The organism is Sphingopyxis selenitireducens, assembly GCF_051550705.1.
Taxonomy (GTDB): Bacteria; Pseudomonadota; Alphaproteobacteria; order Sphingomonadales; family Sphingomonadaceae; genus Sphingopyxis.
This window is the reverse complement of sequence record NZ_JBPULG010000002.1, coordinates 716,190-741,088: the sequence shown is the minus strand read 5'-3', so window position 1 is coordinate 741,088 and position 24,899 is coordinate 716,190. Positions and strand designations below refer to the sequence as shown.

Annotated in this window: 28 protein-coding genes; 10 read left to right on the top strand and 18 right to left on the bottom strand. The window is 63.7% G+C overall.

The window, feature by feature from the left end:
- Positions 1 to 5 precede the first annotated feature (5 nt).
- Together ACSYDV_RS09365 and ACSYDV_RS09360 are read left to right on the top strand one after the other, a co-directional pair.
- Positions 6 to 701 carry a GcrA family cell cycle regulator gene (locus ACSYDV_RS09365; RefSeq protein WP_438323527.1) on the top strand — a complete coding sequence of 232 codons (696 nt, stop codon included), beginning with the start codon at positions 6 to 8 and terminating at the stop codon, positions 699 to 701.
- Positions 698 to 1,096, top strand: a complete 399-nt coding sequence (locus ACSYDV_RS09360; protein ID WP_438323526.1) for a PaaI family thioesterase — start codon at positions 698 to 700, stop codon at positions 1,094 to 1,096. Before ACSYDV_RS09365 ends, ACSYDV_RS09360 begins: the two co-directional genes overlap by 4 nt.
- A 58-nt stretch (positions 1,097 to 1,154) precedes the next feature.
- Here the strand turns inward: ACSYDV_RS09360 and ACSYDV_RS09355 are convergent, their stop codons facing one another.
- Complete coding sequence (locus ACSYDV_RS09355; RefSeq protein WP_438323525.1) at positions 1,155 to 1,991, bottom strand: outer membrane protein; 837 nt, start codon at positions 1,989 to 1,991, stop codon at positions 1,155 to 1,157.
- A gap of 169 nt (positions 1,992 to 2,160) precedes the next feature.
- On the opposite strand from ACSYDV_RS09355, the gene parE reads away from it, so the two are divergent.
- The 3 genes from parE to ACSYDV_RS09340 are packed head-to-tail and all read left to right on the top strand — an operon-like array spanning position 2,161 to position 5,933.
- Positions 2,161 to 4,140 carry a DNA topoisomerase IV subunit B gene (gene parE / locus ACSYDV_RS09350; protein ID WP_438323524.1) on the top strand — a complete coding sequence of 660 codons (1,980 nt, stop codon included), beginning with the start codon at positions 2,161 to 2,163 and terminating at the stop codon, positions 4,138 to 4,140.
- Positions 4,103 to 4,609: a GFA family protein gene (locus tag ACSYDV_RS09345; protein WP_438323523.1), complete on the top strand. Its 507-nt coding sequence runs from the start codon at positions 4,103 to 4,105 to the stop codon at positions 4,607 to 4,609. The genes parE and ACSYDV_RS09345 overlap by 38 nt, the downstream gene beginning before the upstream one ends.
- 10 nt (positions 4,610 to 4,619) lie before the next feature.
- Positions 4,620 to 5,933: a serine hydrolase gene (locus ACSYDV_RS09340; RefSeq protein ID WP_438323522.1), complete on the top strand. Its 1,314-nt coding sequence runs from the start codon at positions 4,620 to 4,622 to the stop codon at positions 5,931 to 5,933.
- Between the two features lie 29 nt (positions 5,934 to 5,962).
- On the opposite strand, the gene ACSYDV_RS09335 is transcribed toward ACSYDV_RS09340, so the two are convergent.
- From ACSYDV_RS09335 to uvrC, 7 genes are all read right to left on the bottom strand, one after another.
- Positions 5,963 to 6,754, bottom strand: a complete 792-nt coding sequence (locus ACSYDV_RS09335; RefSeq protein WP_438323521.1) for a LysR family transcriptional regulator — start codon at positions 6,752 to 6,754, stop codon at positions 5,963 to 5,965.
- Entirely contained in the window at positions 6,751 to 7,152 is a 402-nt protein-coding gene (apaG, locus tag ACSYDV_RS09330; protein WP_438323659.1) for a Co2+/Mg2+ efflux facilitator ApaG/CorD, read from the bottom strand. The genes ACSYDV_RS09335 and apaG overlap by 4 nt, the downstream gene beginning before the upstream one ends.
- Before the next feature lie 17 nt (positions 7,153 to 7,169).
- Positions 7,170 to 8,378 (bottom strand): trans-sulfuration enzyme family protein, encoded by a 1,209-nt coding sequence (locus ACSYDV_RS09325; RefSeq protein WP_438323520.1) that lies wholly within the window; start codon positions 8,376 to 8,378, stop codon positions 7,170 to 7,172.
- A gap of 5 nt (positions 8,379 to 8,383) precedes the next feature.
- Positions 8,384 to 9,472, bottom strand: coding sequence for a 3-isopropylmalate dehydrogenase (gene leuB / locus ACSYDV_RS09320; protein ID WP_438323519.1), 1,089 nt, complete (start codon positions 9,470 to 9,472; stop codon positions 8,384 to 8,386).
- Positions 9,473 to 9,635: 163 nt separating this feature from the next.
- The gene (gene recO, locus ACSYDV_RS09315; RefSeq protein ID WP_438323518.1) at positions 9,636 to 10,373 is read right to left on the bottom strand and encodes a DNA repair protein RecO; all 738 of its coding nucleotides are present in this window, start codon (positions 10,371 to 10,373) and stop codon (positions 9,636 to 9,638) included.
- On the bottom strand, positions 10,361 to 10,753 hold the full coding sequence (locus ACSYDV_RS09310) for a PaaI family thioesterase (RefSeq protein ID WP_438323517.1): 393 nt from the start codon (positions 10,751 to 10,753) through the stop codon (positions 10,361 to 10,363). Before ACSYDV_RS09310 ends, recO begins: the two co-directional genes overlap by 13 nt.
- 14 nt (positions 10,754 to 10,767) lie before the next feature.
- Positions 10,768 to 12,702: an excinuclease ABC subunit UvrC gene (gene uvrC, locus ACSYDV_RS09305; RefSeq protein ID WP_438323516.1), complete on the bottom strand. Its 1,935-nt coding sequence runs from the start codon at positions 12,700 to 12,702 to the stop codon at positions 10,768 to 10,770.
- Positions 12,703 to 12,775: 73 nt separating this feature from the next.
- Here uvrC and ACSYDV_RS09300 point away from each other — a divergent pair, with 73 nt between their 5' ends.
- Together ACSYDV_RS09300 and ACSYDV_RS09295 are read left to right on the top strand one after the other, a co-directional pair.
- Positions 12,776 to 13,495, top strand: coding sequence for an SDR family oxidoreductase (locus ACSYDV_RS09300; RefSeq protein ID WP_438323515.1), 720 nt, complete (start codon positions 12,776 to 12,778; stop codon positions 13,493 to 13,495).
- An 80-nt stretch (positions 13,496 to 13,575) separates the two neighbouring features.
- Positions 13,576 to 13,875, top strand: a complete 300-nt coding sequence (locus ACSYDV_RS09295) for a GIY-YIG nuclease family protein (RefSeq protein ID WP_438323514.1) — start codon at positions 13,576 to 13,578, stop codon at positions 13,873 to 13,875.
- Positions 13,876 to 14,148: 273 nt separating this feature from the next.
- Here the strand turns inward: ACSYDV_RS09295 and ACSYDV_RS09290 are convergent, their stop codons facing one another.
- From ACSYDV_RS09290 to ACSYDV_RS09255, 8 genes are all read right to left on the bottom strand, one after another.
- Positions 14,149 to 14,691 carry a F0F1 ATP synthase subunit B family protein gene (locus tag ACSYDV_RS09290; RefSeq protein WP_438323513.1) on the bottom strand — a complete coding sequence of 181 codons (543 nt, stop codon included), beginning with the start codon at positions 14,689 to 14,691 and terminating at the stop codon, positions 14,149 to 14,151.
- Complete coding sequence (locus ACSYDV_RS09285) at positions 14,684 to 15,184, bottom strand: F0F1 ATP synthase subunit B family protein (protein ID WP_438323512.1); 501 nt, start codon at positions 15,182 to 15,184, stop codon at positions 14,684 to 14,686. The genes ACSYDV_RS09290 and ACSYDV_RS09285 overlap by 8 nt, the downstream gene beginning before the upstream one ends.
- Before the next feature lie 85 nt (positions 15,185 to 15,269).
- Positions 15,270 to 15,497 carry a F0F1 ATP synthase subunit C gene (locus ACSYDV_RS09280; RefSeq protein ID WP_003044110.1) on the bottom strand — a complete coding sequence of 76 codons (228 nt, stop codon included), beginning with the start codon at positions 15,495 to 15,497 and terminating at the stop codon, positions 15,270 to 15,272.
- 40 nt (positions 15,498 to 15,537) lie between these two features.
- Positions 15,538 to 16,323, bottom strand: coding sequence for a F0F1 ATP synthase subunit A (locus tag ACSYDV_RS09275; protein WP_438323511.1), 786 nt, complete (start codon positions 16,321 to 16,323; stop codon positions 15,538 to 15,540).
- 68 nt (positions 16,324 to 16,391) lie between these two features.
- Positions 16,392 to 16,712 carry an AtpZ/AtpI family protein gene (locus ACSYDV_RS09270; RefSeq protein WP_438323510.1) on the bottom strand — a complete coding sequence of 107 codons (321 nt, stop codon included), beginning with the start codon at positions 16,710 to 16,712 and terminating at the stop codon, positions 16,392 to 16,394.
- Positions 16,713 to 16,933: 221 nt separating this feature from the next.
- Positions 16,934 to 17,335 (bottom strand): YdbL family probable chaperone protein, encoded by a 402-nt coding sequence (locus tag ACSYDV_RS09265; protein ID WP_438323509.1) that lies wholly within the window; start codon positions 17,333 to 17,335, stop codon positions 16,934 to 16,936.
- 17 nt (positions 17,336 to 17,352) lie between these two features.
- On the bottom strand, positions 17,353 to 17,568 hold the full coding sequence (locus tag ACSYDV_RS09260; protein WP_438323508.1) for a YnbE family lipoprotein: 216 nt from the start codon (positions 17,566 to 17,568) through the stop codon (positions 17,353 to 17,355).
- Positions 17,565 to 20,684 carry an intermembrane phospholipid transport YdbH family protein gene (locus ACSYDV_RS09255; protein WP_438323507.1) on the bottom strand — a complete coding sequence of 1,040 codons (3,120 nt, stop codon included), beginning with the start codon at positions 20,682 to 20,684 and terminating at the stop codon, positions 17,565 to 17,567. Before ACSYDV_RS09255 ends, ACSYDV_RS09260 begins: the two co-directional genes overlap by 4 nt.
- Positions 20,685 to 20,935: 251 nt before the next feature.
- Here ACSYDV_RS09255 and radC point away from each other — a divergent pair, with 251 nt between their 5' ends.
- Positions 20,936 to 21,613: a RadC family protein gene (gene radC / locus ACSYDV_RS09250; protein ID WP_438323506.1), complete on the top strand. Its 678-nt coding sequence runs from the start codon at positions 20,936 to 20,938 to the stop codon at positions 21,611 to 21,613.
- A gap of 371 nt (positions 21,614 to 21,984) precedes the next feature.
- Positions 21,985 to 22,389, top strand: coding sequence for a nucleoside diphosphate kinase regulator (gene rnk / locus ACSYDV_RS09245; RefSeq protein WP_438323505.1), 405 nt, complete (start codon positions 21,985 to 21,987; stop codon positions 22,387 to 22,389).
- Positions 22,390 to 22,597: 208 nt separating this feature from the next.
- Here rnk and ACSYDV_RS09240 read toward each other — a convergent pair whose 3' ends face one another.
- Positions 22,598 to 23,032, bottom strand: a complete 435-nt coding sequence (locus tag ACSYDV_RS09240) for an EF-hand domain-containing protein (RefSeq protein ID WP_438323504.1) — start codon at positions 23,030 to 23,032, stop codon at positions 22,598 to 22,600.
- A 4-nt stretch (positions 23,033 to 23,036) separates the two neighbouring features.
- Positions 23,037 to 23,303 carry a hypothetical protein gene (locus tag ACSYDV_RS09235; RefSeq protein WP_438323503.1) on the bottom strand — a complete coding sequence of 89 codons (267 nt, stop codon included), beginning with the start codon at positions 23,301 to 23,303 and terminating at the stop codon, positions 23,037 to 23,039.
- Between the two features lie 197 nt (positions 23,304 to 23,500).
- Here ACSYDV_RS09235 and purB point away from each other — a divergent pair, with 197 nt between their 5' ends.
- A complete protein-coding gene (gene purB / locus ACSYDV_RS09230) occupies positions 23,501 to 24,811 on the top strand; it encodes an adenylosuccinate lyase (RefSeq protein WP_438323502.1) in 1,311 nt (436 codons plus the stop codon).
- Positions 24,812 to 24,899 lie beyond the last annotated feature (88 nt).

Genomic DNA, 24,899 nt, shown 5'->3' with positions numbered 1-24,899 from the left:
GAAGCATGTCATGGACCGATGAGCGCATCGAAAGTCTGCGCACCATGTGGGAAAAAGGCCTGACCGCGAGCCAGATCGCTGACGAGCTTGGCGGGGTCAGTCGCAACGCCGTAATCGGCAAGGCGCATCGGCTTGGTTTGAAGTCGCGTCCATCTCCCGTCAAGGCGGCTGAAAAAGCCAAGCCTGCAGTCAAGGCCGCGCCCGCAGCGCCCAAGCCGGCGGCCCCACCGCCCGCGCCGCGTGCTGCTGCGCCCGCCCCGGCGCGTCCGGTGGCACCGACGATTGCACCCACGCCGCGTCCCGCTGCCGAAGCACCCACTGTTGATGCAGCACCTACTGAAGATGCGCCGCCGCGTTCCGACACGCCGCGCATCGTTTCGATCGGCCCGGGCGGCTTCATCCGCCAGGGGCCCGGCGATCAGCAGGCGCCCATTCCGCCCGCGCCGCCGCGCCGTATGGTGCCCGCAAAGCCGAGCCCGGAAATGGCCGACAAGACGAGCCTGCTCGACCTCAACGACCGTATCTGCCGCTGGCCGATGGGGCATCCGGGCGAACCCGACTTCCATTTCTGCGGCGTCGCCGTGAACCCCGGCTTCCCTTATTGCGTCGAACATTGTGGGCGCGCCTATCAGGCACAGTTGCCGCGCGGCACGCGCCGCCCGCCCCCGCCGCCGCCCTTTGGCGGCCCGCGGGTTCGGTGAAGCCTTTCGGGCAGGATTTTGAGTTTGCGCGCGCGCTCGGCCTTCAAATGGTCGAGCGTGGTGGCGGCCGATGCCGGATGTTGATCGATATCGAAGCCGCACGCCATTTCAATCCGAATGGCGTCGCCCATGGTGGTGTCGCCTATTCGCTCGCCGACACGACGATGGGGGGCGCGCTCATGAGCTTGCTCGACGGCGAGTTGGTGTGCGCAACGCTGGAGATCAAGTTCAACTATCACGTCGGCGTTCGCGAAGGCCCGCTGACCTGCGATGCGACCGTCCTTCACCAGGGCAAACGGATCGCCAATATCGATGCACGACTGTTCCAGAATGACCGGTTGGTGGCGAGCGCCAACGGCAATTTTGCGATCTTCGCTATACCGTCGGCGCGCTGACAAGGAAAGGCGCCAGACCTTCCGGTCCGGCGCCTCACCTATTTCTCTCGCAGAATGTTCAGAATCGGAAACCGATTGTCCCGCGTATGCTGTGCGTGCGCATATTGGCGCTGCTGCGCTGAATGTCGGTCCCGCCGCCATTGAGCAGGAACGGGTTGGTCGCCGGGTCTGCAGTGCCCGCGCCGACGTTGACTGTATAGTCATCGTCCTTGACGTCGGTGTAGAGATACTCGAGCCCGAGCGACACCTTCTTCGTCACCATGATTTCCGCACCACCGCCCGCAGTATAGCCCCAGCCATTGGTCTTGCCATTGTCGGTGAAGCTGTTCGCGATATTGGTCGTGACGAACTTATTATCGAGCCGTGCATATGCGGGACCACCCGTGACATAGAAAAGCGCACCGCCACCGGGTGTGTAACCGGCACGAAGACGCGCACTCGCTTGCCAATCGGCTTCACGGCTCATCGTATAGCTTGCAGGCGTGAGCGAAAAGCCGCTGACGCTGTCGCGCGCTTCGCTGCGTCCGCCTTCAATGACCGCGCCAAGGACGAAATTGCCCATGCGCTTGTCATAGCCGACGCGCGCGAAATACTCCGGACCGTCCTTGTCGTTGCGGCACCCGACATTGGCGGTGCTGGTTGCGGCGCCGTTACAGAAGCCTGGTGAGAAGGCATCAATGCCACCGGCGGTGTTGACCGGATCGCCATAGGTGCCGTCACGATTGGTATCGAATAGCAGTGTTTCACCGCGGTCGCTGCCCTGCAGCGTGCCGCCGCCGCCGATCGCCACATAGGGGCCATTAAAATCCTGCGAACGGTCATGTCCGTCTTGAGCCATCGCCGGCGCAGCCAGCATGGTTGCCGCCGAAGCGACAAGGAGAGAGGCAAGTTTCATTTTATTTCTCCACTTTTTTAGGGCTTTGCAGCCGGAGTAGAAACCCGTTGCGCCTTTCGCTAGTTCCCCGGGATGCCATAAATGCGATGAACCGAGCTTGGGGCGGGACGCGCAAAGAGGGCTGAAACCCCGCTTGCCAGCGACCTTTCCCGCCCCCTATAGCTGAGGCATGAGTCACGATTTGTTCGACGGCAGCGCGCCCATCACCGAAAGCTATAATGCCTCGCAGATCGAGGTGCTCGAAGGGCTGGAACCAGTCCGGCGGCGACCCGGCATGTATATCGGCGGCACCGACGAACGCGCGCTCCACCACCTTGCTGCCGAAGTGATCGATAACAGCATGGACGAGGCGGTCGCGGGGCACGCAAGCCGCATCGAAATAAGTCTCGAGGTCGGCAATCGCTTGACCGTCGTTGACAATGGCCGCGGCATGCCAGTCGATCCGCATCCGAAATTCCCGGGTAAATCGGCGCTAGAGGTGATCATGACCATGCTCCACTCCGGCGGCAAGTTCGAGGGCAAAGCCTATGCCACATCGGGCGGCCTTCACGGTGTTGGTGTCAGCGTCGTCAACGCGCTGTCGACCGAAACTGTAATCGAAGTTGCGCGCAATAAATTGCTCTATCGCCAGCGTTTTTCACAGGGAACCCCGCTGGGCGGGCTTGAAGAACTTGGCCCAACTCCCAATCGTCGTGGGACCAGCGTTTCCTTTATCCCCGACCCTGAAATCTTTGGTGATCACGGGCGATTTAAACCGCAGCGGCTCTACCGCATGGCACGGTCAAAGGCCTATTTGTTCGCGGGCGTTGAGATTCGCTGGAAATGCGCCGCCGAGTTGATTGGCGACGACACTCCGACCGAAGCCGTGTTTCAATTTCCGGGCGGCCTCGCCGACCATTTGAAGGAACAGATTGGCACTCGCGAGTGCGCGACCGCCGAGCCCTTCGTCGGGCGTCAGGATTTTCCGGGCGATCAGGGCCGCGCCGAATGGGCAATCGCCTGGCCTCTATGGTCGGACGGGTCGTACAGCTGGTATTGTAACACCATCCCAACCCCGGCTGGCGGCACCCACGAAGCAGGTCTACGCGCCGCGCTGACCAAAGGGTTGCGCGGTTTCGGCGAGTTGATCGGCCAGAAAAAAGCCGCGCAAATCACTCCCGAAGACGTGTTCAACGGCGGCGAGATGATGTTGTCGGTGTTCATTCGCGATCCGCAATTCCAAAGCCAGACCAAGGACCGGCTATCGAGCCCTGAGGCCGCGCGTCTCACGGAAAATGCGGTGCGCGACCATTTCGACCATTTCCTTTCTGACAATATGGATCGCGGTCGCGCGCTGCTTGGCCTTGTCCTCGACCGGATGGACGAACGGCTGAAGCGCAAGGCCGAACGGGAGGTCAAGCGCAAGACGGCCACCAGCGGCCGAAAGCTGCGCCTTCCCGGCAAACTCACCGATTGTGCGAACGACGGCCCCGAAGGCACAGAATTATTTATAGTCGAAGGCGACAGCGCCGGGGGCAGTGCGAAGCAAGCACGCAACCGCAAAACCCAGGCAATCCTGCCTATCCGCGGCAAGATTTTGAACGTCGCCAGCGCCAGCAACGACAAGATCCGCGCCAATCAGGAAATCGCCGACCTTGCGCTCGCTCTCGGCTGCGGGATGCGTAAGGATTGCGATGCTGATCGTCTGCGCTACGAGAAAATTGTGATCATGACCGACGCCGACGTCGACGGCGCGCACATCGCAACCTTGCTGATGACCTTCTTCTTTCAGGAAATGCCCGACATCGTGCGGCGCGGTCATGTCTATCTGGCGCAGCCGCCGCTTTATCGCCTGACCTCCGGCAATGTGACAACCTATGCCCGCGACGACGCACATCGCGCTGAAATCGAAGCGAAACAATTCAAGAACAAGAAGGTCGACGTCGGCCGCTTCAAGGGCTTGGGCGAGATGAACCCGAACCAGCTCAAGGAAACGACGATGGACCCGGCGACGCGCTCGATGCTGCGCGTCACGCTGCCGCAGGAATATGAGGAGCGGCATCTGGTGAAGAATCTGGTCGACCGGCTGATGGGCAAGCACCCCGAACATCGCTTCCAGTTCATCCAAGCCAATGCCGCGACACTTGATGAGGCGGCGATCGACGCCTGATGGAGGTCTGGAGAGGGGGCGCACGGAAGTTGGAGAGGAGCCTCTGGTGGGCAAGCGATATAGTGGCGGGTGCCTGTGCGGGAGCATCCGGTTCGAAGCCGTCGGGACTGCCTCAAATCCTCACACCTGCTCCTGCAAAATATGCCAGCGGCATAGCGGTTCTCTCACGGTCGCATGGGTTGAATTTTCCGGAGACCAGGTGACCTGGACCGGCCCCGGAGGGGCACCTTCGACATGGCGATCGTCGGATTTTTCGAGCCGTGCCTTTTGTCCTGCCTGCGGGAGCACATTAGGCGCGATCGATGATAAGCAGGTTATCGCTCTAGTTCTGGGCACGTTCGACAGGCCGAATGGCAAGGAACTCATGCCTGTTGCTCACACCTTTCATGGTGCACGCCCGAAATGGTGGTGCGTCGATGCAAGAGAGGCAGCCACCGCAAAACCATCGCTCGCGGCACCCCGGAATTGAGGAGAAGGCCGTGCAATCCCGCCGCAAAGGATTGATTGGCGCCGCGATGCTGGCGGCTGTTCTGCCCGGTTCCGCGACCCTCGCCCAGTCCCCGGCAACAGTCCTTCCTGCATCCGCTACCGCCTTTGAGCGCCGTGCCGCGCAGCTGGTCGACCTGCTGGAGGGCCGCACAGCCTTCGCCGCCTTTTTCGCTCCGTCGTTCCAGACGGCGATCCCGGAAACGCCGTTCAAAGCGATTACCGTCAGCCTGATCGCCCGATATGGGCGCCCGCTCGCAGTCGAAAGCGCGATGTCAACCACTGGACGTGCGGGTGTGGTCCAGCTTCGCTTCGAAAAGGGCGTCGCAACCTTCACTCTCGATATCGATGCCGAAGGGCGTGCGACCGGCCTGCAACTAGCTGGCTTTGCGATGACCAACGACAGCTTTGCCGCAGTCGCGGCCGAACTCGCCGCGCTACCCGGACGGACCGGTTTTCTGGTCGCCGAACTCGACGGGACCGTCATCCGTCCCCTCGCCGCCGCCAATGCCGATGCGCAATTCGCGGTCGGCTCGACCTTCAAGCTTTATGTCCTCGACGAACTCGCGGCGCAGATCGCATCAGGGAGCCGTAGCTGGGCCGATGTCGTCCCTCTCTCTCACCTCAGCTTCTCGTCGATCGCCACCGGAAACTGGCTCAAAGACACCCCGGTCACACTGCAGACCCTCGCCAACTGGATGATCTCGGTCAGCGACAATGGCGCGACCGACACGCTGATCCACCTGCTCGGCCGCAACGCGATCGAGGCGCGGATGCGCAGCGCGGGGCATAGCGCCCCCTCGCGCAACATCCCGCTGTTGACGACGGTCGAGGCTTTCGCGCTCAAAGGCAATAATTTCGCGATCGAACGCGCCGCCTTCATCGCGGGCGACGATCGCGCGCAGCGCAGCTTGATTGACGCCAATCGACACCGCCTTACCCTTGCCAATGTCGACGGGATCAGTTTCTCCGATGGCCCGCGCTTTATCGACAGCCTCGAATGGTTCGCCAGTCCCAACGATATCGCACGCGCAATGGCCGATCTGCGAGCGCGCCAGTCCGAGGCTTCGATGGCCGCGATGACGATTAACAACGGGGTCGGCCCCGCCCCCGCAGCTGACTGGAGCTACCTAGGCTATAAAGGCGGGTCGGAAAACGGCGTATTGTCGATGAGTCTGCTAGGACAGCGAAAGTCGGATGGCCGATGGTTCGTCATCACCGCAAGCTGGAACAACCCCGCCGCCAACGTCGCCGCCGAAGATCTGATCGGCCGCGTCACCCGCCTGCTCGCGCTTGCTGCAAAGTAGCGTTCAAAGACTGAACCTTGCGGGCTTGTTCAGGCCGTCAGCGCCGCAACCAGCGCCTTGACCTTCGCCTGCCGCCACTGTGGCGTCGGCGCGACCAGCCAATATCCCCGCTTAACCGCAAACGGGTCACCCACCTGCCGGACACGTCCGGCAGCGATATCAGCCTCGGCCAGCATCGCTGGCACATTCGCCTGCCCTAGCCCGTTTGCCGCCGCATCGATCGCAAGCCCGGCATCGCCCAACCTCAACGCCGGTTCGCCCTCGGCGACGGGACAGCCCGGCCAGGCGATCCTCGTTTCACTGCCGCTGCCTGGCCCCGCGACGGTAACCATGAAGGCTTCGGCCAGCGCGACCCCCTCATGCTCGCCCGCACCATCGGACCAGAAAATCGCTAGGTCGAGGTTCGCCTCGGTGAAATCGATCCCGCTGTCTGCGGACACTAGGGTAAAGCGTACATCGGGTGCCTGCTGGCTGTAACGCGCCAGTCGTGGCGCCAGCCATTTTGCGGTCAGATCACGCGGCGCGGCGATCGTGAGAGACTGCGACGACTGCCCCGCCTGCATCGCGCGCACCGATTCCTCGAACTGGAGGAAACCCTGACGCAGCGCGTCGAGCCCGGCATCGGCCTCTCCGGTCAGTTCCAGCCCCTTGGGCGTGCGGCGAAACAGCACAACACCCAGCATATCTTCCAGTGCGCGAATTTGCTGCCCGACCGCAGCAGGCGTCACCGCCAGTTCGTCGGCGGCTCGCGTAAAACTCAGATGTCGGGCTGCGGCGTCGAACACGCGCAGCGCATTGAGCGGCAGATGGGTCCGCTTCACGACGCGGTCGCCGGCGCGACGAGAGGAAAGTGCGGTATGGCGACGAGCATCTGTGACCCATCACCCATTTCCATCGCATAGCTGCCGACCATCGATCCATCGGGGGTCGGAAGCGGGCAGCCGGACACATAATCGAACGACGCGCCGGGGCCGATCAGCGGCTGTTCGCCGACGACGCCTTCGCCCTCGACTTCGCTGATCTGGCCGCGCCCGTCGCTGATCCGCCAGTGGCGGCTGATCAGTTGCACCGCGACGTCGCCATGATTTTCAATCCGCACATGATAAGCCCAGAACCAGCGACCAAGCGCAGGATGCGACTGTTCGGGCAGATAGCTGACCGATACGCGAACCGTGATCGACCCAGTAGTCGCCGCAAACGGAAAGAAGGAGTCGATCATCATCGCGCCTGAATCCCCTAAAGACCGACCTTGGTCAATGCCTGGTCCAGATCGGCGATCACATCGCGCGGGTCTTCCAGCCCGATGTTGATCCGCAGCATCCCTTCGACCACGCCCATATCGGCGCGCGCTTCGGCGCTGACTCCATAATGCGTCGTCGACGCCGGGTGGCAGCACAGGCTGCGCGAGTCGCCAATATTGTTGCTGATATCGACCAGTTCGAGCGCGTTGAGGAAGCGCATCGCCTGTTCGCGCCCGCCGTCGAGGATGAAGGAAAAGATCGGCCCGCACGCCTCCATCTGGCTCATCGCCAGATTGTGCTGCGGGTGGCTGGCCAGCCCCGGATGGAGCATCCGCGCGACGCGGCCCTCGATCGCCTTGCCGACCGCCAGCGCATTTTCCGACTGGCGCCGCGCGCGCAGGTCGAGCGTCTCGAGCCCCTTGTGGACCACCCATGCGTTAAACGGCGAAAGGTTCGGGCCGGTGTTTCGCTGAAACGGCAACAGCACCTCGTTGATGAACTTCTCGGTCCCGCAAACGGCACCGGCGAGGACGCGCCCCTGACCTTCCATCAGCTTGGTCGCCGAATAGGCGACGACATCGGCGCCGAAATCCATCGGACGCTGCAGCACCGCAGTTGCAAAGGCATTGTCGACGACGCTGGTGATGCCATGCGCCTTCGCCAGCGCACACACATGCCTCATGTCGACGATGTCCATCGTCGGGTTGGCGGGGGTTTCAAAGAAAAATACTTTGGTGTTTGGCTTGATCGCCTTTTCCCAAGCATCATTGTCGCGGCCGTCGATGACCGTCGTTTCGATCCCGAAGCGCGGGCACAGATGATCGACGAGCCAGCGGCACGACCCGAAAGCCGCCTTCGCCGCAACGATATGGTCGCCCGCCGACAGCTGGCAGAGCAGCGCAGCGGTCATCGCCGCCATGCCCGTCGCCTGCGTGCGGCACGCCTCGGCGCCTTCGATCAGCGCGATCCGCTCTTCGAGCATCGCCACCGTCGGGTTCTGGAGGCGCGAATAGGTCATGCCGGTTTCTTCGCCGGCAAAGCGCGCCGCGACTTCCTCGGCGCTTTCATAGGTATAGCCGGAGGTCAGGAAGAGCGCCTCCGACGTTTCGCCATGCTCGCTGCGCCACGTTCCGCCGCGCACCGCCTGCGTCGCGGGGTGCCAGCCCCGCGTCGTTTCGCGATCAAAACCCGTCGTCTTCTTCATTGCATTTATCCGTTTGTCTGATTGTTCAGGGCCGAAACCACCGCATCGCCCAATGCCGTCGTTCCCATATCGCCCCCCAGATCGGCGCCGCGGCTTCCGTCGGCGAACACCTTCGCCACCGCCGCCTCGATCCGCGCGGCGCTCGCCTCGTCGCCGCCCGAATGGCGCAGCAACATCGCGAGCGACAGGATCATCGCCAGCGGGTTGGCGACGCCCTTGCCCGCGATATCGGGGGCGCTGCCATGGATCGGCTCGTACAAGCCCTGCGCGCCTTCGCTCAGAGACGCCGACGCGAGCAGCCCGATCGACCCGACGCACATCGACGCCTGATCGGACAATATATCGCCGAACAAATTGCCGGTGACGACGACATCGAACTGGCCCGGGTTGCGCACCAGCTGCATCGCGGCATTGTCGACATACATATGGGTCAACGTGACGTCGGGATATTCGGCGGAAACTTCGATCACGACGTCGCGCCACAGCTGCGATGTTTCGAGCACATTCGCCTTATCGACCGAGCATAGCCGCTTGTTGCGGCCCTGCGCGGCGCGGAAGGCGACATGTGCGATGCGGCGCACTTCGTTCTCGCTATACGCCATGATGTCATAGCCTTCGCGCTGGCCATCGACGGTCGTGCGCGTTCCCTTCTCGCCGAAATACACATCGCCGTTGAGCTCACGAACGATCAGCAGGTCGATTGCCGATGCGATTTCGGGCCGCAACGCCGACGCATCTTCCAGACCGGCGAACATTTTGGCAGGACGCAGATTGGCGAACAGGCCGAGTGCGGCGCGCAACCCGAGGATCGCCTGTTCGGGCCGCAAATGCCGCTCGACATTGTCGAAACGCGGATCTCCGACCGCACCGAACAGGATCGCATCGGCGGCTTTCGCCTTGTCGAGCGTTTCGGGGGGCAGCGGATGGCCTGTCGCGGCATAAGCGGCCCCGCCGACCAGCGCGCGATCGAGCGTGACAGGCAGCGCGAGCGCCGTCAGCACCTTCTCGGCTTCGACCATGATTTCGGGACCGATGCCGTCTCCGGCCAGCAAAAGGATTTTCAAAGCTTCGCCCTTTTCTATCTTTCCGGCCATGAACGTCCTGCGCTCAATGTGTCGGTCGCCCTGAGCTTGTCGAAGGGCCGTTCTGCTTTTTTGGCGCCGTCAGGGAAAGGACGGTGCCTCGACAGGCTCGGCACAAACGGAAAAGAGCGGATGATTTCGGTTTGACGAGGCTCCTCTAGGCAGCGGAGACGAGTCACGCAACCGCCCTGTTAAGCCGATCGATCAATCGCGCCCGGACGTCCAGCAGATCGCGCGCGCGGCCATCCAGCAGCGACCGGTCGAGAAAATGGCCGGTGATCGCCAGCCCGTCGAGTGCATCGGCCAGCGTCGGATCGCCATCGGCGCAGCGCAGAAATGGTGGCAGACGCAGCAAGCGCTCCTCATATCCCACCGCCGCGCCGACGCTTACTGCGCCGCCCGACTTGGGACTGACAAAGCCCAGATCGACGCGTGCGCCCGTGACGACACATTCGTCGAGGTCGAGTCCGAACCCTAGCTCGGCAAGTAACAACAGCTCATAACGCGCGAGCGCCGCCGCCCATTGTCGCGCCGCTGCCGCCGCCTCGATCGCGTCGAGCAGCGCCGACAGTGTCACGAACAGCGCCGGATAGGGCTGGCTTTCGGGCAGGGTCGCCGCGGTCAGGCTGGTCACCCAGTCGATCGCCGCGGCGGGCAAAGGCTCGGCGAGCAAGGGCGCGCGGCTTGTCAACAATTCGGCGGTCGCCCCCGCCAGCTGCTCCTCGGTGCGCGCCCGCAGTTCAAGCGCGATCAGATTGCCCGCCATCAAAATCGGCCGCAACCGGCGCGACCGTCCGCCGCGCACATAGCCGGCAACCAGCCCCGCCTCTTCGGTCAGCGCGCGCAGGATCGCGCCATGCTCACCGTGCATGCGGATGGCGCAGACGACGGCGGGGGCGGTCAGGCTGGCCAAAGCACCAGCTGCGTTTGCGTCACCAGCGCGACCTCAGCGCCATCCTCGGTACGGATGCGCGTCTGCCACACCGACACGCGCTTGCCGATCTTCACGGGGGCCGCCTCGCCGATCAGCACCGAACCGACCGGTCCGGAGCCCAGAAAATTGGTCTTGCTCTCGATCGTCGTGGTGTTGCTCGCCCCCTCGGGCAGCGTCAGAAACGCCCCGACCGCGCCCAGACAGTCGGCAAAGGCCATGATCGCGCCGCCATGGACGATATTCCCCGCGGTGCAGATATCGGCGCGCACCGGCATGCGGCCAGCGACGCGCTCCTTGCTGCCCTCGTCGATCGTCACGCCCAGCCTCCCCGCCAGCGGCATCATCGTTGCGAAATCCATATCTCTCCCTTTCCTCACCCGTCGGGATGATAAAAATCATAGACCGCCTGCGCGACTGCGCCGCTGACCCCCGGGGCCTTTTGCAGATCCTCAAGGCTCGCGTTGCGCACCGCGCGCCCGGTGCCAAAATGCATCAGCAGCGCTTTTTTGCGCGCCGGGCCGATGCTCGGAACCTCGTCGAGCGGCGACGATCCCATCGCCTTCGCCCGCTTCTGCCGGTGCGCGCCGATCGCAAAGCGGTGCGCTTCGTCGCGAAGCCGCTGGATGTAGAACAGCACCGCATTGTTCGGCGGCAGGGTGAATTCGCGCCCGTCGGGATAGTAGAAGGTCTCGCGACCGGCGTTGCGATCCGGCCCCTTGGCGACCCCGACATAGGGCAGATCATCGATCCCCAACTCGGCGAACACCTCCGACACTGCCGACACCTGTCCTTTGCCGCCATCGATCAGCACAAGATCGGGCCATTCGCCTTTAGTCCGCTCGTGATCTTCCTCGATTGCGCGTGCGAAACGGCGCTGAAATACTTCGCGCATCATCGCAAAATCGTCGCCCGGCATCGTCTCGGCGCGCTTGATGTTGAATTTGCGATACGCGCCCTTGATCCAGCCCTCGGGGCCCGCGACGACCATCGCGCCCAGCGCATTGGTGCCCTGGATATGGCTGTTGTCGTAGATCTCTATTCGTTGCGGTGACCGTTCGAGGTCGAACAGTTCGGCGAGCTCGCGCCCCAGCTTCGCCTGACTGCTGCTTTCGGCCAGCCGCCGGTCGAGTTCCTCGCCCGCATTGCGCACCGCCTGTTCGAGCAGGCGGCGGCGATGGCCGCGCTGCGGGACGCTGATCTCGACCTTGCGCCCGGCGCTCTCGCCCAGCGCCTCGGACAGCAGCGCGCATTCCTCTGGCTCGCGGTCGACGAGGATCAGCTTCGGCGGCGGCACGCCCTCGTAAAATTGCATCAGGAAGCTGGCCATCACCTCCTCCTCGGGCACGCCCGCCACATGCGCGGGGAAGAAGCTGCGATGCCCCCAATTCTGCCCGCCACGAATGAAGAAGCCCGCAATGCACAGCTGCCCGCCCTTTGCGGCGAGCGCGAAGACGTCGGCGTCGCCCAGCCCGTCGGCGTGCACCGACTGGCTGCCCTGAATGAAGGTCAGCGACTTCAGCCGGTCGCGGATGACCGCCGCCTGCTCATAATCCATCGCCTCGGCCGCCTTGGTCATCGCGTCGCCCAGACGCTTCTGGACCGCCGTCGAGCGTCCCTCGAGGAAATCCTGCGCGTCGCTTACCAGCCCGGCATAATCCTCCTTCGAAATCCGGTCGACGCACGGCGCGCTGCACCGCTTGATCTGATAGAGCAGGCATGGCCGCGACCGGTTGGAAAAGAAGCTGTCGGTGCAACTGCGCAGCAAGAAGGTCTTCTGCAACGCGTTGAGCGTCTGCGCCACCGACCCCGCGCTCGCGAACGGCCCGTAATAGCGCCCCTTCGCCCGCCGCGCGCCGCGATGCTTCTGCACGCGCGGAAAATCATGGTCGGTGCGCAGCAGGATGAAGGGGAAGCTTTTGTCGTCGCGGAGCAGCACATTATACGGCGGGCGGTAACGCTTGATGAGCTGCGCCTCGAGCAACAGCGCCTCGGCCTCGCTCGTCGTGGTGATGATCTCCATCGCGCGCGTCTGCGAGACCATCCGCTGTAACCGCTGCGGCAGTTTCGCGACCTGCGTATAGTTGGTGACGCGGTTCTTGAGCGCGCGCGCCTTGCCGACATAGAGGACGTCGCCCCGCGCATCGAGCATACGGTAAACGCCCGGACGCGCGGGCAATTTGCGCACGACGCTGCGGATCGCCTCGGCGCCGCGCTCCAGATCGGGCTTGTCGCCTTCCCCGTCGCCGCCGCGCACGACATAGGTCGCCTTGTCCTCATTGAATCGGTCGGGAGCATTGGGGCGGGCCATGATTTTGCATGTAGGCGAAGGCGCCGCGCGTCGCCATAGTGTCGAAGGTAAAACAGACATGGATGGGGGTCATATGGATGTTCGCGGAAAATTGGCGCTGGTCACCGGGGGCAGCGACGGCATCGGGCGCGAGATCGCGCTGCAACTTCAGGCGGCGGGCGCCGACGTCATCGTCACCGGACGTTCGGCCGAGCGATTGCGGGCAATGGCCGCGCTCGGCTTCGGTACCATCGCCGGTGACCTGTCGCAGGAGGCAGGGATCGATGCAGTGGTGAACGACGCCCACGGCAAGCCGCTCGCGCTGCTCGTCAACAACGCCGGGGTCGGCAGCGAATATGTGCCCGATGATGCATCCACCCTGCCCGACGCGGCGCGCTGCATCGACACGAACCTTTACGCGCCGATCGCGCTCGCAACGCGCCTGCTGCCGCAACTGAAGGCTCAAAGCGAGGCGATGATCGTCAATGTCACCTCCGGCCTTGCCATCGCTCCGCGCGGCGGCGGCCCGATCTATTGCGCGACCAAGGCGGGACTGCGCAGCTTCACGCAGGCGCTGCGCTATCAACTGAGGGGCAGCGGCGTGAAGGTGATGGAGGCGCTGCCCCCGCTCGTCGCGACCAGCCTGACCGCCGGGCGCGGCGGCAAGATGATGTCGGCATCCGACTGCGCCGCCGAGATCGTTCGCGGGATCAAGGCCGGCAAGGCCGAGGTCAATGTGGGCCAGACGAAAATGCTGCAGTTGATGCACAGCATCTCGCCTGGCCTCGCGCGGCGGATCATGATCAAATATTGAGGGGGCGGTACTGACCAGCCTCCTCCAACCCTCGTCACCCCGGGCTTGACCCGGGGTCCCGCTTTTACGACTCTCAAACAATGGAATGCGAACGGCAGGGCGGCTGGGTCTACATCATGGCCGATCGCTATCGCGGCACAATGTATGTCGGCGTGACCTCGCATCTTGCCGCACGCATCCATCAACACCGCGCAGGTGATGGCTCCGACTTCTGCGCGCGCTACGGACTAACCCGTCTGGTCTGGGCAGAGCGTGGCGAGGACATGATCCACTGCATCGAGCATGAAAAGCGTCTCAAGCGATGGCAACGCCAATGGAAGTTCGACCTGATCGAGCGCGGAAACCCCGATTGGCAGGACATGTTCGACTTGCTCGCGTGAGAAGGGAGCGGGACCCCGGATCAAGTCCGGGGTGACGATTTGGGTGGGTTCGCTTTTGGGTGGAAAGTGGGCGTTACCAGCCGCTTCTCTTCGCGTTCGTGTCGAGCGAGGTCGAGACACGCGTAGAGATGGTGCCAAGCCGATGGGTATCTCGACTTGGCTCGATGCGAACGGATGTTGACGATCGGGTAATTGCTATCGGCCTGCAACCACACAGCAAAACGCCCGCGGAATCCGCGGGCGTTTTGTCGTTCAGCACTGTCGCGAAAGGCCTCAGGCCTTGGCAACTGCCGCGATGGCGTCATCGACCAGTGCCTTGTCCGACGCGGCATCATGCTTTTCGGCAATCAGTGCGGCGGCGGCGGCGGTCGCGGCTTTTGCCGTCGCGGTGCGGACTTCGGCGAGCGCGGTGGCTTCGGCCGCGGCGATGCGGTCTTCGGCCATCTGCTTGCGGCGTCCGATCAGCGCGGTGGCGTCGGCTTTTGCCTTGGCGACCAGCGTTTCGGCTTCGGCTTCGGCGCGGGTGCGCATTTCGTCGGCTTCGCGGGCGGCAGCGGCGAGCTTCGCCTCATATTCCGCCTTCAGCGATTCAGCGTCCAGACGGAGCGCCTCTGCTTCGTTCAGCTGCTTCGAAATCTCGGCGATCTTTCTGTCCAGCGAGGCGCCGATCATTTTCGGAACGCCTTTCCAGACCAGAATGCCAAGGAAGGCGAGCATCGCGATCGAGACCCAGACCGTCGCGTCCATGCCGAACGCTGTCGGATCGGCGTGGACTTCGCCCGCTGCCTCCGAAAAGAGGATTGCGAAATTAGCCATGGAGCACCGCCTTCACCGCCGACTTGGCATCCGCCGCGCCGACTTTTACGCCCGACAGCCTGGCGACCAAATCGCCCGCTGCTTCGGCCGCAACCGATTCGATTTCAGCCATTGCCGAGGTCCGCGCAGCGGCGACATCGGCTTCAGCCGCAGTCAGCTTTTCCGACAGCTCGGCATCGACCTTCGCCAGACGCTTTTCGGCGTCCTTCGCGGCCTTGTCCTTGGCATCGGCAACCGCCTTTTGCGCAGCGGCGCGGCTTGCGTCGCTTTGCTGGCGGTAGCTTTCCTCAATGGCATCGGCGGCGGCGTGCGCCGCTTTGGCCGCCGCCAGATCGTCCGCCACCTTGCGGTCGCGAGCGTCCACCGTCGCTTCGATTTTGGGCAGCATGCCGCGACCGATCACCAGGTAGATCCCGGCGAAAACGACCAGCAGCCAGAAGAGCTGCGAGGCAAGATACCAATTGTCAGCGGTTAGCTGGGCTATCTGGGGCATGAAAGACGGACCCTAAATTCTTGAAAAACCTGTGGGCGGCGAAGCCGGTCCCCGAAGGAACCGGCACCACCCAAATCGCCTGAAATCAGACGACGAAGAGCAGGATCATCGCAACGACGAACGCCAGCAGGCCGAGAAGTTCGGCAGCGGCGAAGCCGATGAACAGGCGACCCTGCTGGCCGTCAGCGGCGGCGGGGTTGCGCAGTGCGCTTTCGAGGAAGCTACCGAAAACATTGCCCACGCCGATGGCGGCCATGCCGGCACCGATTGCGGCGAGACCAGCACCGATCAGCTTTGCTGCTTCTGCGTCCATTGTAATAACTCCTTGGTGTAAACGTTTGAAAGAAACGAACTTAGTGAAGATTGACCGCGTCGTTGATGTACAGCGAGGTCAACAGGGCGAAAACATAGGCCTGGATGCCGGCGACCAGCAGTTCGAGCGCGCTGATCCCGATCATCAGGATGAAGCTCAGCACCGACACGATCGAACCGAGCCACAGCGTCTCGGCATTGAAGCCGTTGATGACGAAGCCCGAAAGCACTTTCAGCAGCACGTGACCGGCGGTCATCGCGACGAAGAGACGCAGACCAAGGCTGAACGGGCGAACCATGAACGACACAAACTCGATCGGTGCGATGATCGGGATCATCGGCAGCGGCGTGCCGTGCGGCACGAAGAGCGAGAAAAAGTGCAGTTTATGGCGCCAGAAACCGACGACGAGGACGATCGCGAAGCTGATCAGCGCCAGAACGCCGGTGATCGCGATGTGGCTGGTGACGGTGAAGGGGTGAAGCCCCAGCACGCCCAGCGGCAACATGCCAAGCAGGTTGCAGAAGAGGATGAACATGAAGAGCGAGAAGACATAGGGCGTATATTTGCGCCCTTCCGTCCCGATATTCTGCATCATCATGCTCGAAATAAAGCCGGTGAAGCCTTCGACCGCGGCCTGCCAGCGACCCGGAACGAGCTGACGACGCATGCCGCCCCACATGAAAAGCCCGAGTGCGATGGCCGCGATGACCATCCACAGCGCACTGTTCGTGAACAGGATTTCGTGCCCGCCCAAATTGAAGCCGCCGCCAAGCGGCGTCACCTCGAACTGGTGCATCGGGTCGATTTTGCCGGATTCCGCCGCCACTATTCACTCCACGCGCATTGCGGAACGGCTTTGTCGGCCGCCCCGTCCAAAATTACCTTGCGTCCCCGTTACTTACGAGGCGTCGAAGAGATGCGGATGATATTCCGAAAGGCCACGATAATGCCCAGGAACAACATCCCCAACAAACCCCAGGGCGACGTGCCGGCGATGCGATCGATGAGCCAGCCGAACAGCCCGCCCCCGATCATACCGCCCAGCAGCTCAGCCAGAACCCGATTTCCGAGCCGGTAGTTGGCATCGGATTCTGGTCCGGCGTTCACCGCGGTCCGTTTCGCTTCTGCGGCTTCGGCCCGGTCCAATCGCTCTTCGAGCGAGACCAGGCGCGAATCCTCCGAAGCTGGTTCCGGATCGCTGCCGTTCCCCGTCATCTTCTGTACCCTCCTGAAACAGAGCCGAAAGCCTTCGATTCTGCCTACAAAAAAAGGCCCGAAAATTCGGGAGACCCCTAAGGCGCGGTCCGTTTAGGAATGCCGCCCGATTAAGTCAATGCCTGCAACAATGTCTTTGCTGCAGCGCGCAAAAATGCCGCCGCGTTTAGGGGCGCGGCGGCATGAAAGGGCCCTCAGGCCCCCCTTGGAAATTCGGGCATTTACGGGCAGCGCGAATCCCGGACCGGCGGGCTGCCGTCGCGGGTCTTCCAGCTGCCGTCGGGCGCCTGATATTTTTCGCCCGGCTTGGTCTGTGCGATCAGATTGCATCCGCTGGTGAAGGCGAATTGCTGGACCGTGCTGCCGGTCGCCTGCGCGCGTTCGGTATAGGCCGCCTTGCGCTTGATGTTCAGATCTTCCACGAGCGCGCGGATCGCCGGGGTCGGGCTGCTTGCAAAGCCCAGATAGCCGTCGGGCTGTTCGCCGACCTGTCCTGCCGCACGCGCCGCAGCATAGGCGGGATCGCGCTGCGCCATCGCCGAAGGCACCGCAAATGCAACCGCAGCGGTGGCGGCAATCGCTGCCAGCGCAAGGCCAGTGGGTTTCCAATGTTTCAAACGCATATCCATTCCATTCCCTGTCAGAATATCTCGCTATTCTGCTCGATCAGCTTCTTGGCATCGCCATCCAGCCTGTACACGATTTCTTGCTTGATGTTGATGTTCAGGTTGATTTCGATCGGCTTGTCGGGCGTTTCGATCTGGACGCAGCCGGCCAGCGCCGCCGTTCCCGCCATGATCGCCAGACATTTTGCACCGATGGCCTGCCTCCTCGCTTGTTCGTCGGCTATCTTCATTGCATGGGCTCGCTTTCTGGTGGCTGAACAGGTGCGGCTACACCTTTTTTGGCGGCTTCGGCCTCTTCTTGCGCGCGCATCAGGGCCGGAAGATTCTGTTCGATGAAGATCGTCGGATCGTAAAACCCCTTTGCCGACGTCAGAAGCTGACGGAAAGGCGCGGTGATCTTGATGTTGAACACGAAAGGCAGTTTCGCGACCTGATTGGTCAGGAAATTGCGCGTCGCGCCCTCCCCCTGCCCCACGCCGCCGAAGCGGATATCGGTGATCATCTCGCCGTCGAGGTCACCGTTCATGATGATCGACAAATCGTCATATTTCAGGCTGCGCAGCGCGCCAAAGGCGAAATTGGCGATCGCGCCCAGATTGCGGTTCGACAATTCGCCGACATAGGCGAGCGTACCGCCGCCATCCCGCGAATCGATCCGCCCGCCGACGATTCGCCCGCCCAGCCCGTCGAACTCGACCGGCAGCGTCCCGTCGAACCGACCGGTCGCGTTGATATTCTCGAACCCGAAGCTTTGCAGGAAGACGGCGGCGTCGACCCCGACGATGTCGAACGACAGCCGCCGCGGCTCGGTGGCGTTGAAATCGAGCGTCGCGGGGTGGAGCAGCAATTGCCCGCCCGCAAAGGGCCAGCTGCCGCCCTCGACCCGAACCTTGTTGTCGCCAAGCAGGCGATATTCGATCGTTCCGTCGACCACCGGAATCCCCGGATTAATCTCCCTGATCCGCGCGATCTGTCCCGGTGCGGTGCGCAAATTGATGAGGTCGTCGAAGGTCAGCGTCGTGGTCAGCCCGGTGACGGGGCCGAAGGCGGCGGCGAGGCTGGTGTCGGCGGTGGCGAAGGTGCCGCGACTCGTCACCCCCTCGGCCGTCCAGTCGATGCGACCGTCGCCGACCACCGCGCCCTGGACATTGGCGACGACGCCGAGCGCGAGGCGGGTCAGCCTGTCCGGCTGAAACGCGTCGCCAAAGCGCAGCTCCTTGACCGAAAGATCGGCAAAGCCCGTCGCATCCTCCAATCGGTGGCGGATCATAGTGTCGAGGATTTTCGTCCCCGTCTTTTGCTCGCTGAACCCCGCGGTCGCGTCGATCACCCCGCCCGCGAAGCGCAGCTGCGCATCCTTGCTGACCAGCGGGAAGAAGCGCGGATCGGGGTCCGCGTCGGTCAGGACCAGCCCGCCGTCGAGCGTCAGTGCGCCGCCTGCCCAGCGCCATTGCCCGCCGATCTCGCTCATGTTCAGCGGCACTGCACCGATCTTGCCGCTCGCGCCGACGAGGTCGCCTGCCATCCCCTGCGCCGTTCCGCGGCCCGACAGGCTTTGGGCGGCGAATCGCGTGGCGCTCTCGCCCTCTCCCAGCCGGACGTCGGCGCGCGCGAGCGACCAGCGCATCGCGGCAAGGTCGATCTGTGCGGGACCGCTGTCGAAGGCGAAAGGGGACGTGCCGCTGGCGCCGCGCAACCGGAGCCCCGGGACGCGGATATCGCCGCGCAGCCCGCCCGGCCCGGCGCTCAGCAAGGGCGCGCCGGGCCGGCTGCAGAGGTCGATTGCGGTCCGCGCGAGCCGGAACCCCGAAACCTCGATCCGCTCGGCCGCCACCCGGCTGCACCCGCCGTTCAATGCCAGCGCGCCGGTCGGCGCGAGAAAGCCGTTGAGCGGCACGCTGAGCCGCTCGACGCGTCCCCCGGCGAGCGGGCCCGACAGGTCGGCTGAGGTCGCAAAGCGCAAAAGCCCGCTCCGGTCGCCCGAAAAGCGCACCGGCTCGAGAGTCAGGCGCGACCCCGTGGCGCTATAGGGTTCCAGGCTCGCCAGCCCGGTGACCGTCCCGTCGGCCTGGCGGTCGAGGCGAATCGTGCCGGAGGGCAGGTCGCCGCCGCCAAAGCTCCAGCGCCCCGATGCCAGCACGGCGGGTTCGCGGGTGCCATAGAGATAGCCGACGCGGCTGTCGGGGCTGCCGGTGAAATGCGCGCCGCTCGCGCTCGTCAATCGCGGTGCGATCAGGTCGATCCGTGCCGACGGTCCTTCGCCGAGCAATGCGAATTCCGCGCTGCCGCCAGCGTCGGCCAGCATCCGGCTGAGCGCAAGCGCAGCCTTTGTCGCCAAGGGTCCGATCGGCGTTCCGTCGAGACCCTGCGCGCTTCCCGCGAGCGAGCGCCGGAGGGCGTCGCTGCCGCTTGCGCGGGCGAAGCTGACCTTGCCATCGAGCCGCGGCGCACCGCTGCCGACTTGGCCTTTCGCTTCGAGGCTGACCGTTTCGGCCGCGAAATCCGCGCCGCGCAGCCGCGCCATATCGGCTTTGATCGCGAGCCCGGTCTGTACCGCGGTTCCGTCGAAGCGCGCGAGCGCCCCCAACCGGTCGGCGTGCACCGGCCCGGCGACCAGCTGAGCGATGCTCGCGTCGGCGGTGCCCTTCCAGCTTTGCAGATCTTCCGACAGCGACAGGTCGAGCGCGATTTGCGGCGACGTCGCGCGCACGTCGCCGTTGGCGCAGACCAGGCTTGTCCCGCGCAGCGGCCCGACCAGTTGCGGCCGCACGTCGCGCACCCGCACCGTCCCGTAAAAGCTGAGCCCCTCCCCGCTGCATCCCGCCGCCGAAACCTGCGGCGCGACAAGCGCGAGCTTGCCGGTGAAGTCGGTCCGCAAATTGCCGCCGCCGTTCAGCGCGGCACCCATATCGCCCCAGGGCGTCTCGACCCGCGCCCGCGCATCGAGCAACGCCACCTTGAGGTCAGGCAAGGCGAAGGGGTCTTTGCTGGTCGGGTCGCGAAACTTGTCGAGCGAACCAAAGGACAGTCGCCCCTCGGTAAAGCGGCCATAGAGCCGCACGCCCTCCGCCCTGATCCCCGAAACATAGGGACCCGACCAGCCATAGCCGAGCGTGACGACAACCGATCTGGCGGTGAGGTCGGGACGCGCCGGATCGCCGATCACGATGTTCGACAAGCGTTCGCTGCGAAAGCCAATTTCCTCGATCGTATAGCGCGCAGGCACGTCGCGGCTTTCGAGTTCGTCGCGAATGAACCTGTCGGCGATCGGCTCGCGCGCCAGCCAGACCCCGGCGATGAGGACGCCAACCGCGCCAGCGGTCAGCCAGCGCTTCTTGAACAACATGGTTCTGTGCCGCCACCGGGCCCTTGGCGTTTCCTGCGTGTCGATCATGTGATGGCCGCGAAAGGCTGGGTGCCGCGAAAAGGAGAAGCGGACGATGACGTCATGGCGTAGATATATCGTCCTCCGGCCCGCACAGCATTCAGGGCTGCAACGCAGGAAATCCCGTTTCGCTGCAAGAAATTGCTCCGGATTGCCATCATCCTTTCCTATGACCGTTGAGTGCTGCTCACAAGGCGGTTATTCCCTCCATCATGGGGGATGTACCGGATCATCAGGGGCACCGCGCGCGGCTACGCACCCGCCTGCTCGACGATGGCGATGGCCTCGCCGATTATGAGCTGGTCGAATATCTGCTCGCCCTCGCCATCCCGCGCCGCGACACCAAGCCGCTGGCCAAGGCGCTGCTGCGTGAATTCGGCTCGCTGGCGCAACTGATTGCCGCCGATCCCCAATCCTTGCGCCGCGTCGACGGCATGGGCGAAACCGCGATCGCGGCGCTGAAGATCGTTCAGGCCACGGGCATTCGAATGCTCAAGGGCGAATTTCGCGACAAGCCGCTGCTGTCCAGCTGGGACGCGCTGCTCGACTGGCTGCGCGCGGACATGGGCCCGATCGACGTCGAGCGCGTGCGCATCCTCTATCTGAATGCGCGCAACATGCTGATCCGTGACGAACTGGCGAGCGAAGGATCGATCGACCAGTCGGCGATCTATGTCCGCGAAGTCATCCGGCGCGCGCTCGAACTCGGGGCATCGGCGATCATCCTTGTCCACAACCACCCGAGCGGCAGCCCCGAACCGAGCCGTCAGGATATCGCGATCACCCGCGATATCGCCGAGGCCGCGGCGAAACTGGGTATCACATTGCACGATCATATCATCATCGGTGGCGCGGATTACCGCAGTTTCCGCGCGATGGGACTGCTTTAGGGGAAAGGCTCCCTTTCCCGCGTCATAGCGGCCTGGTCCCCGGCGGCGCGACACAGCTGGACCCCGGATCAAGTCCGGGGTGACGATATGGCAAGGTCGGGGTTACGAGATGGGCGGCATTGTTCGCGCGGATACGGCTAATCTCGGCCCGGCACGATCACATCGTTTGACTTGCGGCCATGTAAGCACCATCTTCTGCCCATGCAGATTCGACCGAGCCTTTTCCGGATCAACCTCCACGCGGGTCAATTTCTCGCGGGCCTCTAGCCCCGGGTTCCGGTGCGTCTCGCCCCGAGCCCGGGGCGAAATCTCCACATAATTGCTGGTAGGGCCGCGCATCCGCGCGCCCACCCACCCGGAAAGCCATATCCATGACAAAGCGTAATGCGGCCAAGCGGCCGCCAATCCATATGATCGACTCCGAAGCCGACACGCTGACCGATCTCGCCATCGCGCGGCAGGAGCGCACGCCGCAGGTCAGTGACCTGTTGCTCGAAGAAATCGGCCGCGCGAAAATCTGCGCCGCCGCGAAAATTCCCGCCGATGTCGTGACCATGGGGTCGACCGTGGCGTTCGTCGACGACGCCAATGGTGCGTCGCGCACCGTCCAGCTGGTCTTTCCCGGGGACGCCGACATTTCCGCCGGGCGCATTTCGATCATGACCCCCGTTGGCGCCGGCCTGATCGGCATGCGCGAAGGGCAGGAAATCCTGTGGCCCGACCGCGACGGCCACGAACGCAAACTGTCGATCGTCACCGTCGTCCAGCCGAAGTGACAGGGGGCGTTTGTCCGGTCGTCACGGTCGGTATGCCGTCCCCCGTCATTCCCGCTTTCGCGGGAATGACGAAAAGGGGTGAACTTCTCTTCAAAAGGGATGAACGGCTTGCCGTTTCCCGCCACCGCACAGCAATGCGGCCGCCGGATCGCTCCGACGGCCGCATTATCTTACTTGATCTCACCCGGGGCGGATCAAGCTGGGCGAATTAGGCGCCGCGTGACAGGAAGCCCGTCAGTTCGGTCTTGCTGACACTCTTCGACTTGTCGCCATCAGCGGCCGCAAAGGCCTGTCCGATCCACGTCTTCACCTCAGCCGATTCGGGGTCGACCGAAGGATCGGTGGCCGCACGCAGCTTCTTCATCCAGGCGCCAAATTCCGCCTCATTCAGATCGCCCGTGGAATCGGCGTCATAGGACGCGAATTCCTGATCGACGATCTGCGCGACCTGAGCCGGTGTTGCAGCGGCGCCCGACGGAGCCGGCTGACCCGATGCGGGTGCGGATTGTGTTGCCGCGTCGGGGGCCGGCGCGGGTTCCGAAGCCGGCGCGGGCGCCGTGGGATCGCTGGCGGGCGGAGCCTCTTGTGCTAGAGCCGGAAAGCTGACGGCGGCTGCGCCAATCAAAAGAATCTGCTTCAACATTGTCTTACTCCTGCGTCATCGCCTGAGGCTCCGCATCGGGTTCCGATTCCGTGTCGGGTTCGGGGGCCGGTGCAGGCTCGGCGGTCGGGGGGGCCGGTTCAGCAACCGGGGGGGTGTCGGTGGGGACGGGCTGGCCGTCCGGTCCGGGGGCCGGTGCATCGGTCGGGGCGGGCTGCGACGTCGTCGGCTGATCGTCAGTCGGTTCGGTCGTCTGTGCCAGTGCCGGGAAACTTACCGCGGCCGCGCCGATCAAAAGCATCTGTTTAATCACTCATCTTCTCCTGTAATGGCGGCAGAGCTGATTGCGACCCACCACCTTTTCGAAAGGGACATGAGGGCAACCACCGGGATCAGGCGAAAGTTGCGATGTTGCGGGATTTGGAGAAACGCCCCGTCCCTGCTACGGGGCGGCCCATCGTGGTTCCGCGCAGTTTCCACGATAAAACGTCATAAAAGGAAGGAAAATCAATGGTTCCGCGTTACGCACGGCCGGACATGACTGCAATTTGGTCGGCCGAGAATCGCTTTCGCATCTGGTTCGAGATCGAAGCGCATGCGACCGACGCGCTCGCGGAACTGGGTACCGTTCCCAAATCGGCCGCCAAGGCGCTGTGGGACTGGTGGGCCACCAACCCCGTTATCGACGTTCCCGCGATCGACGCGATCGAGGCGGTCACCAAGCATGACGTCATCGCCTTTCTGACCTGGGTTGCCGAAAATGTCGGCGAAGAAGCGCGCTTCATGCATCAGGGCATGACCAGCAGCGACGTGCTCGACACCTGCCTTGCGGTTCAGCTCGCGCAGGCCGCCGATCTTTTGCTCGCCGACCTCGATGCGCTGCTCGAAGCGATCAAGCGCCGCGCCTATGAACATAAGCTCACCCCGACGATCGGGCGCAGCCACGGCATCCACGCCGAACCCGTCACCTTCGGGCTCAAGCTCGCGCAGGCCTATGCGGAGTTCGAACGCTGCAAGACTCGGCTCATCGCCGCGCGCGCCGATATCGCAACCTGTGCCATCTCCGGCGCCGTCGGCACATTCGCCAACATCGATCCGCGCGTCGAAGCGCATGTCGCCGCCAAGCTCGGCCTTGCGATCGAGCCCGTCTCGACGCAGGTCATCCCGCGCGACCGTCACGCGATGTTCTTTGCGACGCTCGGCGTGATCGCCGGTTCGATCGAACGCCTCGCAGTCGAAGTCCGTCATTTGCAGCGCACCGAAGTGCTGGAAGCCGAGGAGTATTTCTCGCCGGGCCAAAAGGGTTCGTCGGCGATGCCGCACAAGCGCAACCCGATCCTCACCGAAAACCTCACCGGCCTTGCGCGCATGGTGCGCAGCGCCGTCGTTCCGGCTCTGGAGAATGTCGCGCTGTGGCACGAACGCGATATCAGCCACTCGTCGGTCGAACGCTTCATCGGCCCCGACGCGACGATCACCCTTGATTTCGCACTCGGCCGCCTGACCGGCGTCATCGACAAGCTGCTGATCTATCCCGAGCGGATGCAGAAGAATCTGGACCGCATGGGCGGCCTGGTCCACTCACAGCGCGTTCTGCTCGCGCTGACCCAGGCGGGCGCCAGCCGCGAGGAAAGCTATGTCCTCGTCCAGCGCAATGCGATGAAGGTGTGGGACAGCGACGGCGCGCTTTCGCTGCTCGAACTGCTCAAGGCCGATGGCGACGTCACCGCCAAACTGTCGGCCGAACAGCTCACCGACCTGTTCGACCTTGGCTATCATATGAAGCACGTCGACACGATTTTCGACCGCGTGTTCGGCTGAACCCAAATCCTCCCTGTCGCGAAGCGACGGGGAGGATCGGGAGCATCCCGCCCCCGGGACTGGAAACCCGCGGCATTCTGTCATAGGG

Excerpts from the sequence above, each read along its gene's own strand:
- ACSYDV_RS09365 (WP_438323527.1), top strand. The coding sequence starts at position 6 with ATGTCATGGACCGATGAGCGCATCGAAAGTCTGCGCACCATGTGGGAA.
- ACSYDV_RS09265 (WP_438323509.1), bottom strand. The coding sequence starts at position 17,335 with ATGCGTTTGAAACATTGGAAACCCACTGGCCTTGCGCTGGCAGCGATT.
- ACSYDV_RS09355 (WP_438323525.1), bottom strand. The coding sequence starts at position 1,991 with ATGAAACTTGCCTCTCTCCTTGTCGCTTCGGCGGCAACCATGCTGGCT.
- ACSYDV_RS09285 (WP_438323512.1), bottom strand. The coding sequence starts at position 15,184 with ATGCCCCAGATAGCCCAGCTAACCGCTGACAATTGGTATCTTGCCTCG.
- ACSYDV_RS09240 (WP_438323504.1), bottom strand. The coding sequence starts at position 23,032 with ATGTTGAAGCAGATTCTTTTGATTGGCGCAGCCGCCGTCAGCTTTCCG.
- parE (WP_438323524.1), top strand. The coding sequence starts at position 2,161 with ATGAGTCACGATTTGTTCGACGGCAGCGCGCCCATCACCGAAAGCTAT.
- leuB (WP_438323519.1), bottom strand. The coding sequence starts at position 9,472 with ATGGCCGGAAAGATAGAAAAGGGCGAAGCTTTGAAAATCCTTTTGCTG.
- radC (WP_438323506.1), top strand. The coding sequence starts at position 20,936 with ATGGGGGATGTACCGGATCATCAGGGGCACCGCGCGCGGCTACGCACC.
- apaG (WP_438323659.1), bottom strand. The coding sequence starts at position 7,152 with ATGATCGACTCCTTCTTTCCGTTTGCGGCGACTACTGGGTCGATCACG.
- purB (WP_438323502.1), top strand. The coding sequence starts at position 23,501 with ATGGTTCCGCGTTACGCACGGCCGGACATGACTGCAATTTGGTCGGCC.
- ACSYDV_RS09270 (WP_438323510.1), bottom strand. The coding sequence starts at position 16,712 with ATGACGGGGAACGGCAGCGATCCGGAACCAGCTTCGGAGGATTCGCGC.
- rnk (WP_438323505.1), top strand. The coding sequence starts at position 21,985 with ATGACAAAGCGTAATGCGGCCAAGCGGCCGCCAATCCATATGATCGAC.
- ACSYDV_RS09280 (WP_003044110.1), bottom strand. The coding sequence starts at position 15,497 with ATGGACGCAGAAGCAGCAAAGCTGATCGGTGCTGGTCTCGCCGCAATC.
- ACSYDV_RS09345 (WP_438323523.1), top strand. The coding sequence starts at position 4,103 with ATGCCGCGACACTTGATGAGGCGGCGATCGACGCCTGATGGAGGTCTG.
- ACSYDV_RS09325 (WP_438323520.1), bottom strand. The coding sequence starts at position 8,378 with ATGAAGAAGACGACGGGTTTTGATCGCGAAACGACGCGGGGCTGGCAC.
- ACSYDV_RS09255 (WP_438323507.1), bottom strand. The coding sequence starts at position 20,684 with ATGTTGTTCAAGAAGCGCTGGCTGACCGCTGGCGCGGTTGGCGTCCTC.
- ACSYDV_RS09300 (WP_438323515.1), top strand. The coding sequence starts at position 12,776 with ATGGATGTTCGCGGAAAATTGGCGCTGGTCACCGGGGGCAGCGACGGC.
- uvrC (WP_438323516.1), bottom strand. The coding sequence starts at position 12,702 with ATGGCCCGCCCCAATGCTCCCGACCGATTCAATGAGGACAAGGCGACC.
- ACSYDV_RS09295 (WP_438323514.1), top strand. The coding sequence starts at position 13,576 with ATGGAATGCGAACGGCAGGGCGGCTGGGTCTACATCATGGCCGATCGC.
- ACSYDV_RS09310 (WP_438323517.1), bottom strand. The coding sequence starts at position 10,753 with ATGGATTTCGCAACGATGATGCCGCTGGCGGGGAGGCTGGGCGTGACG.
- ACSYDV_RS09290 (WP_438323513.1), bottom strand. The coding sequence starts at position 14,691 with ATGGCTAATTTCGCAATCCTCTTTTCGGAGGCAGCGGGCGAAGTCCAC.
- ACSYDV_RS09260 (WP_438323508.1), bottom strand. The coding sequence starts at position 17,568 with ATGAAGATAGCCGACGAACAAGCGAGGAGGCAGGCCATCGGTGCAAAA.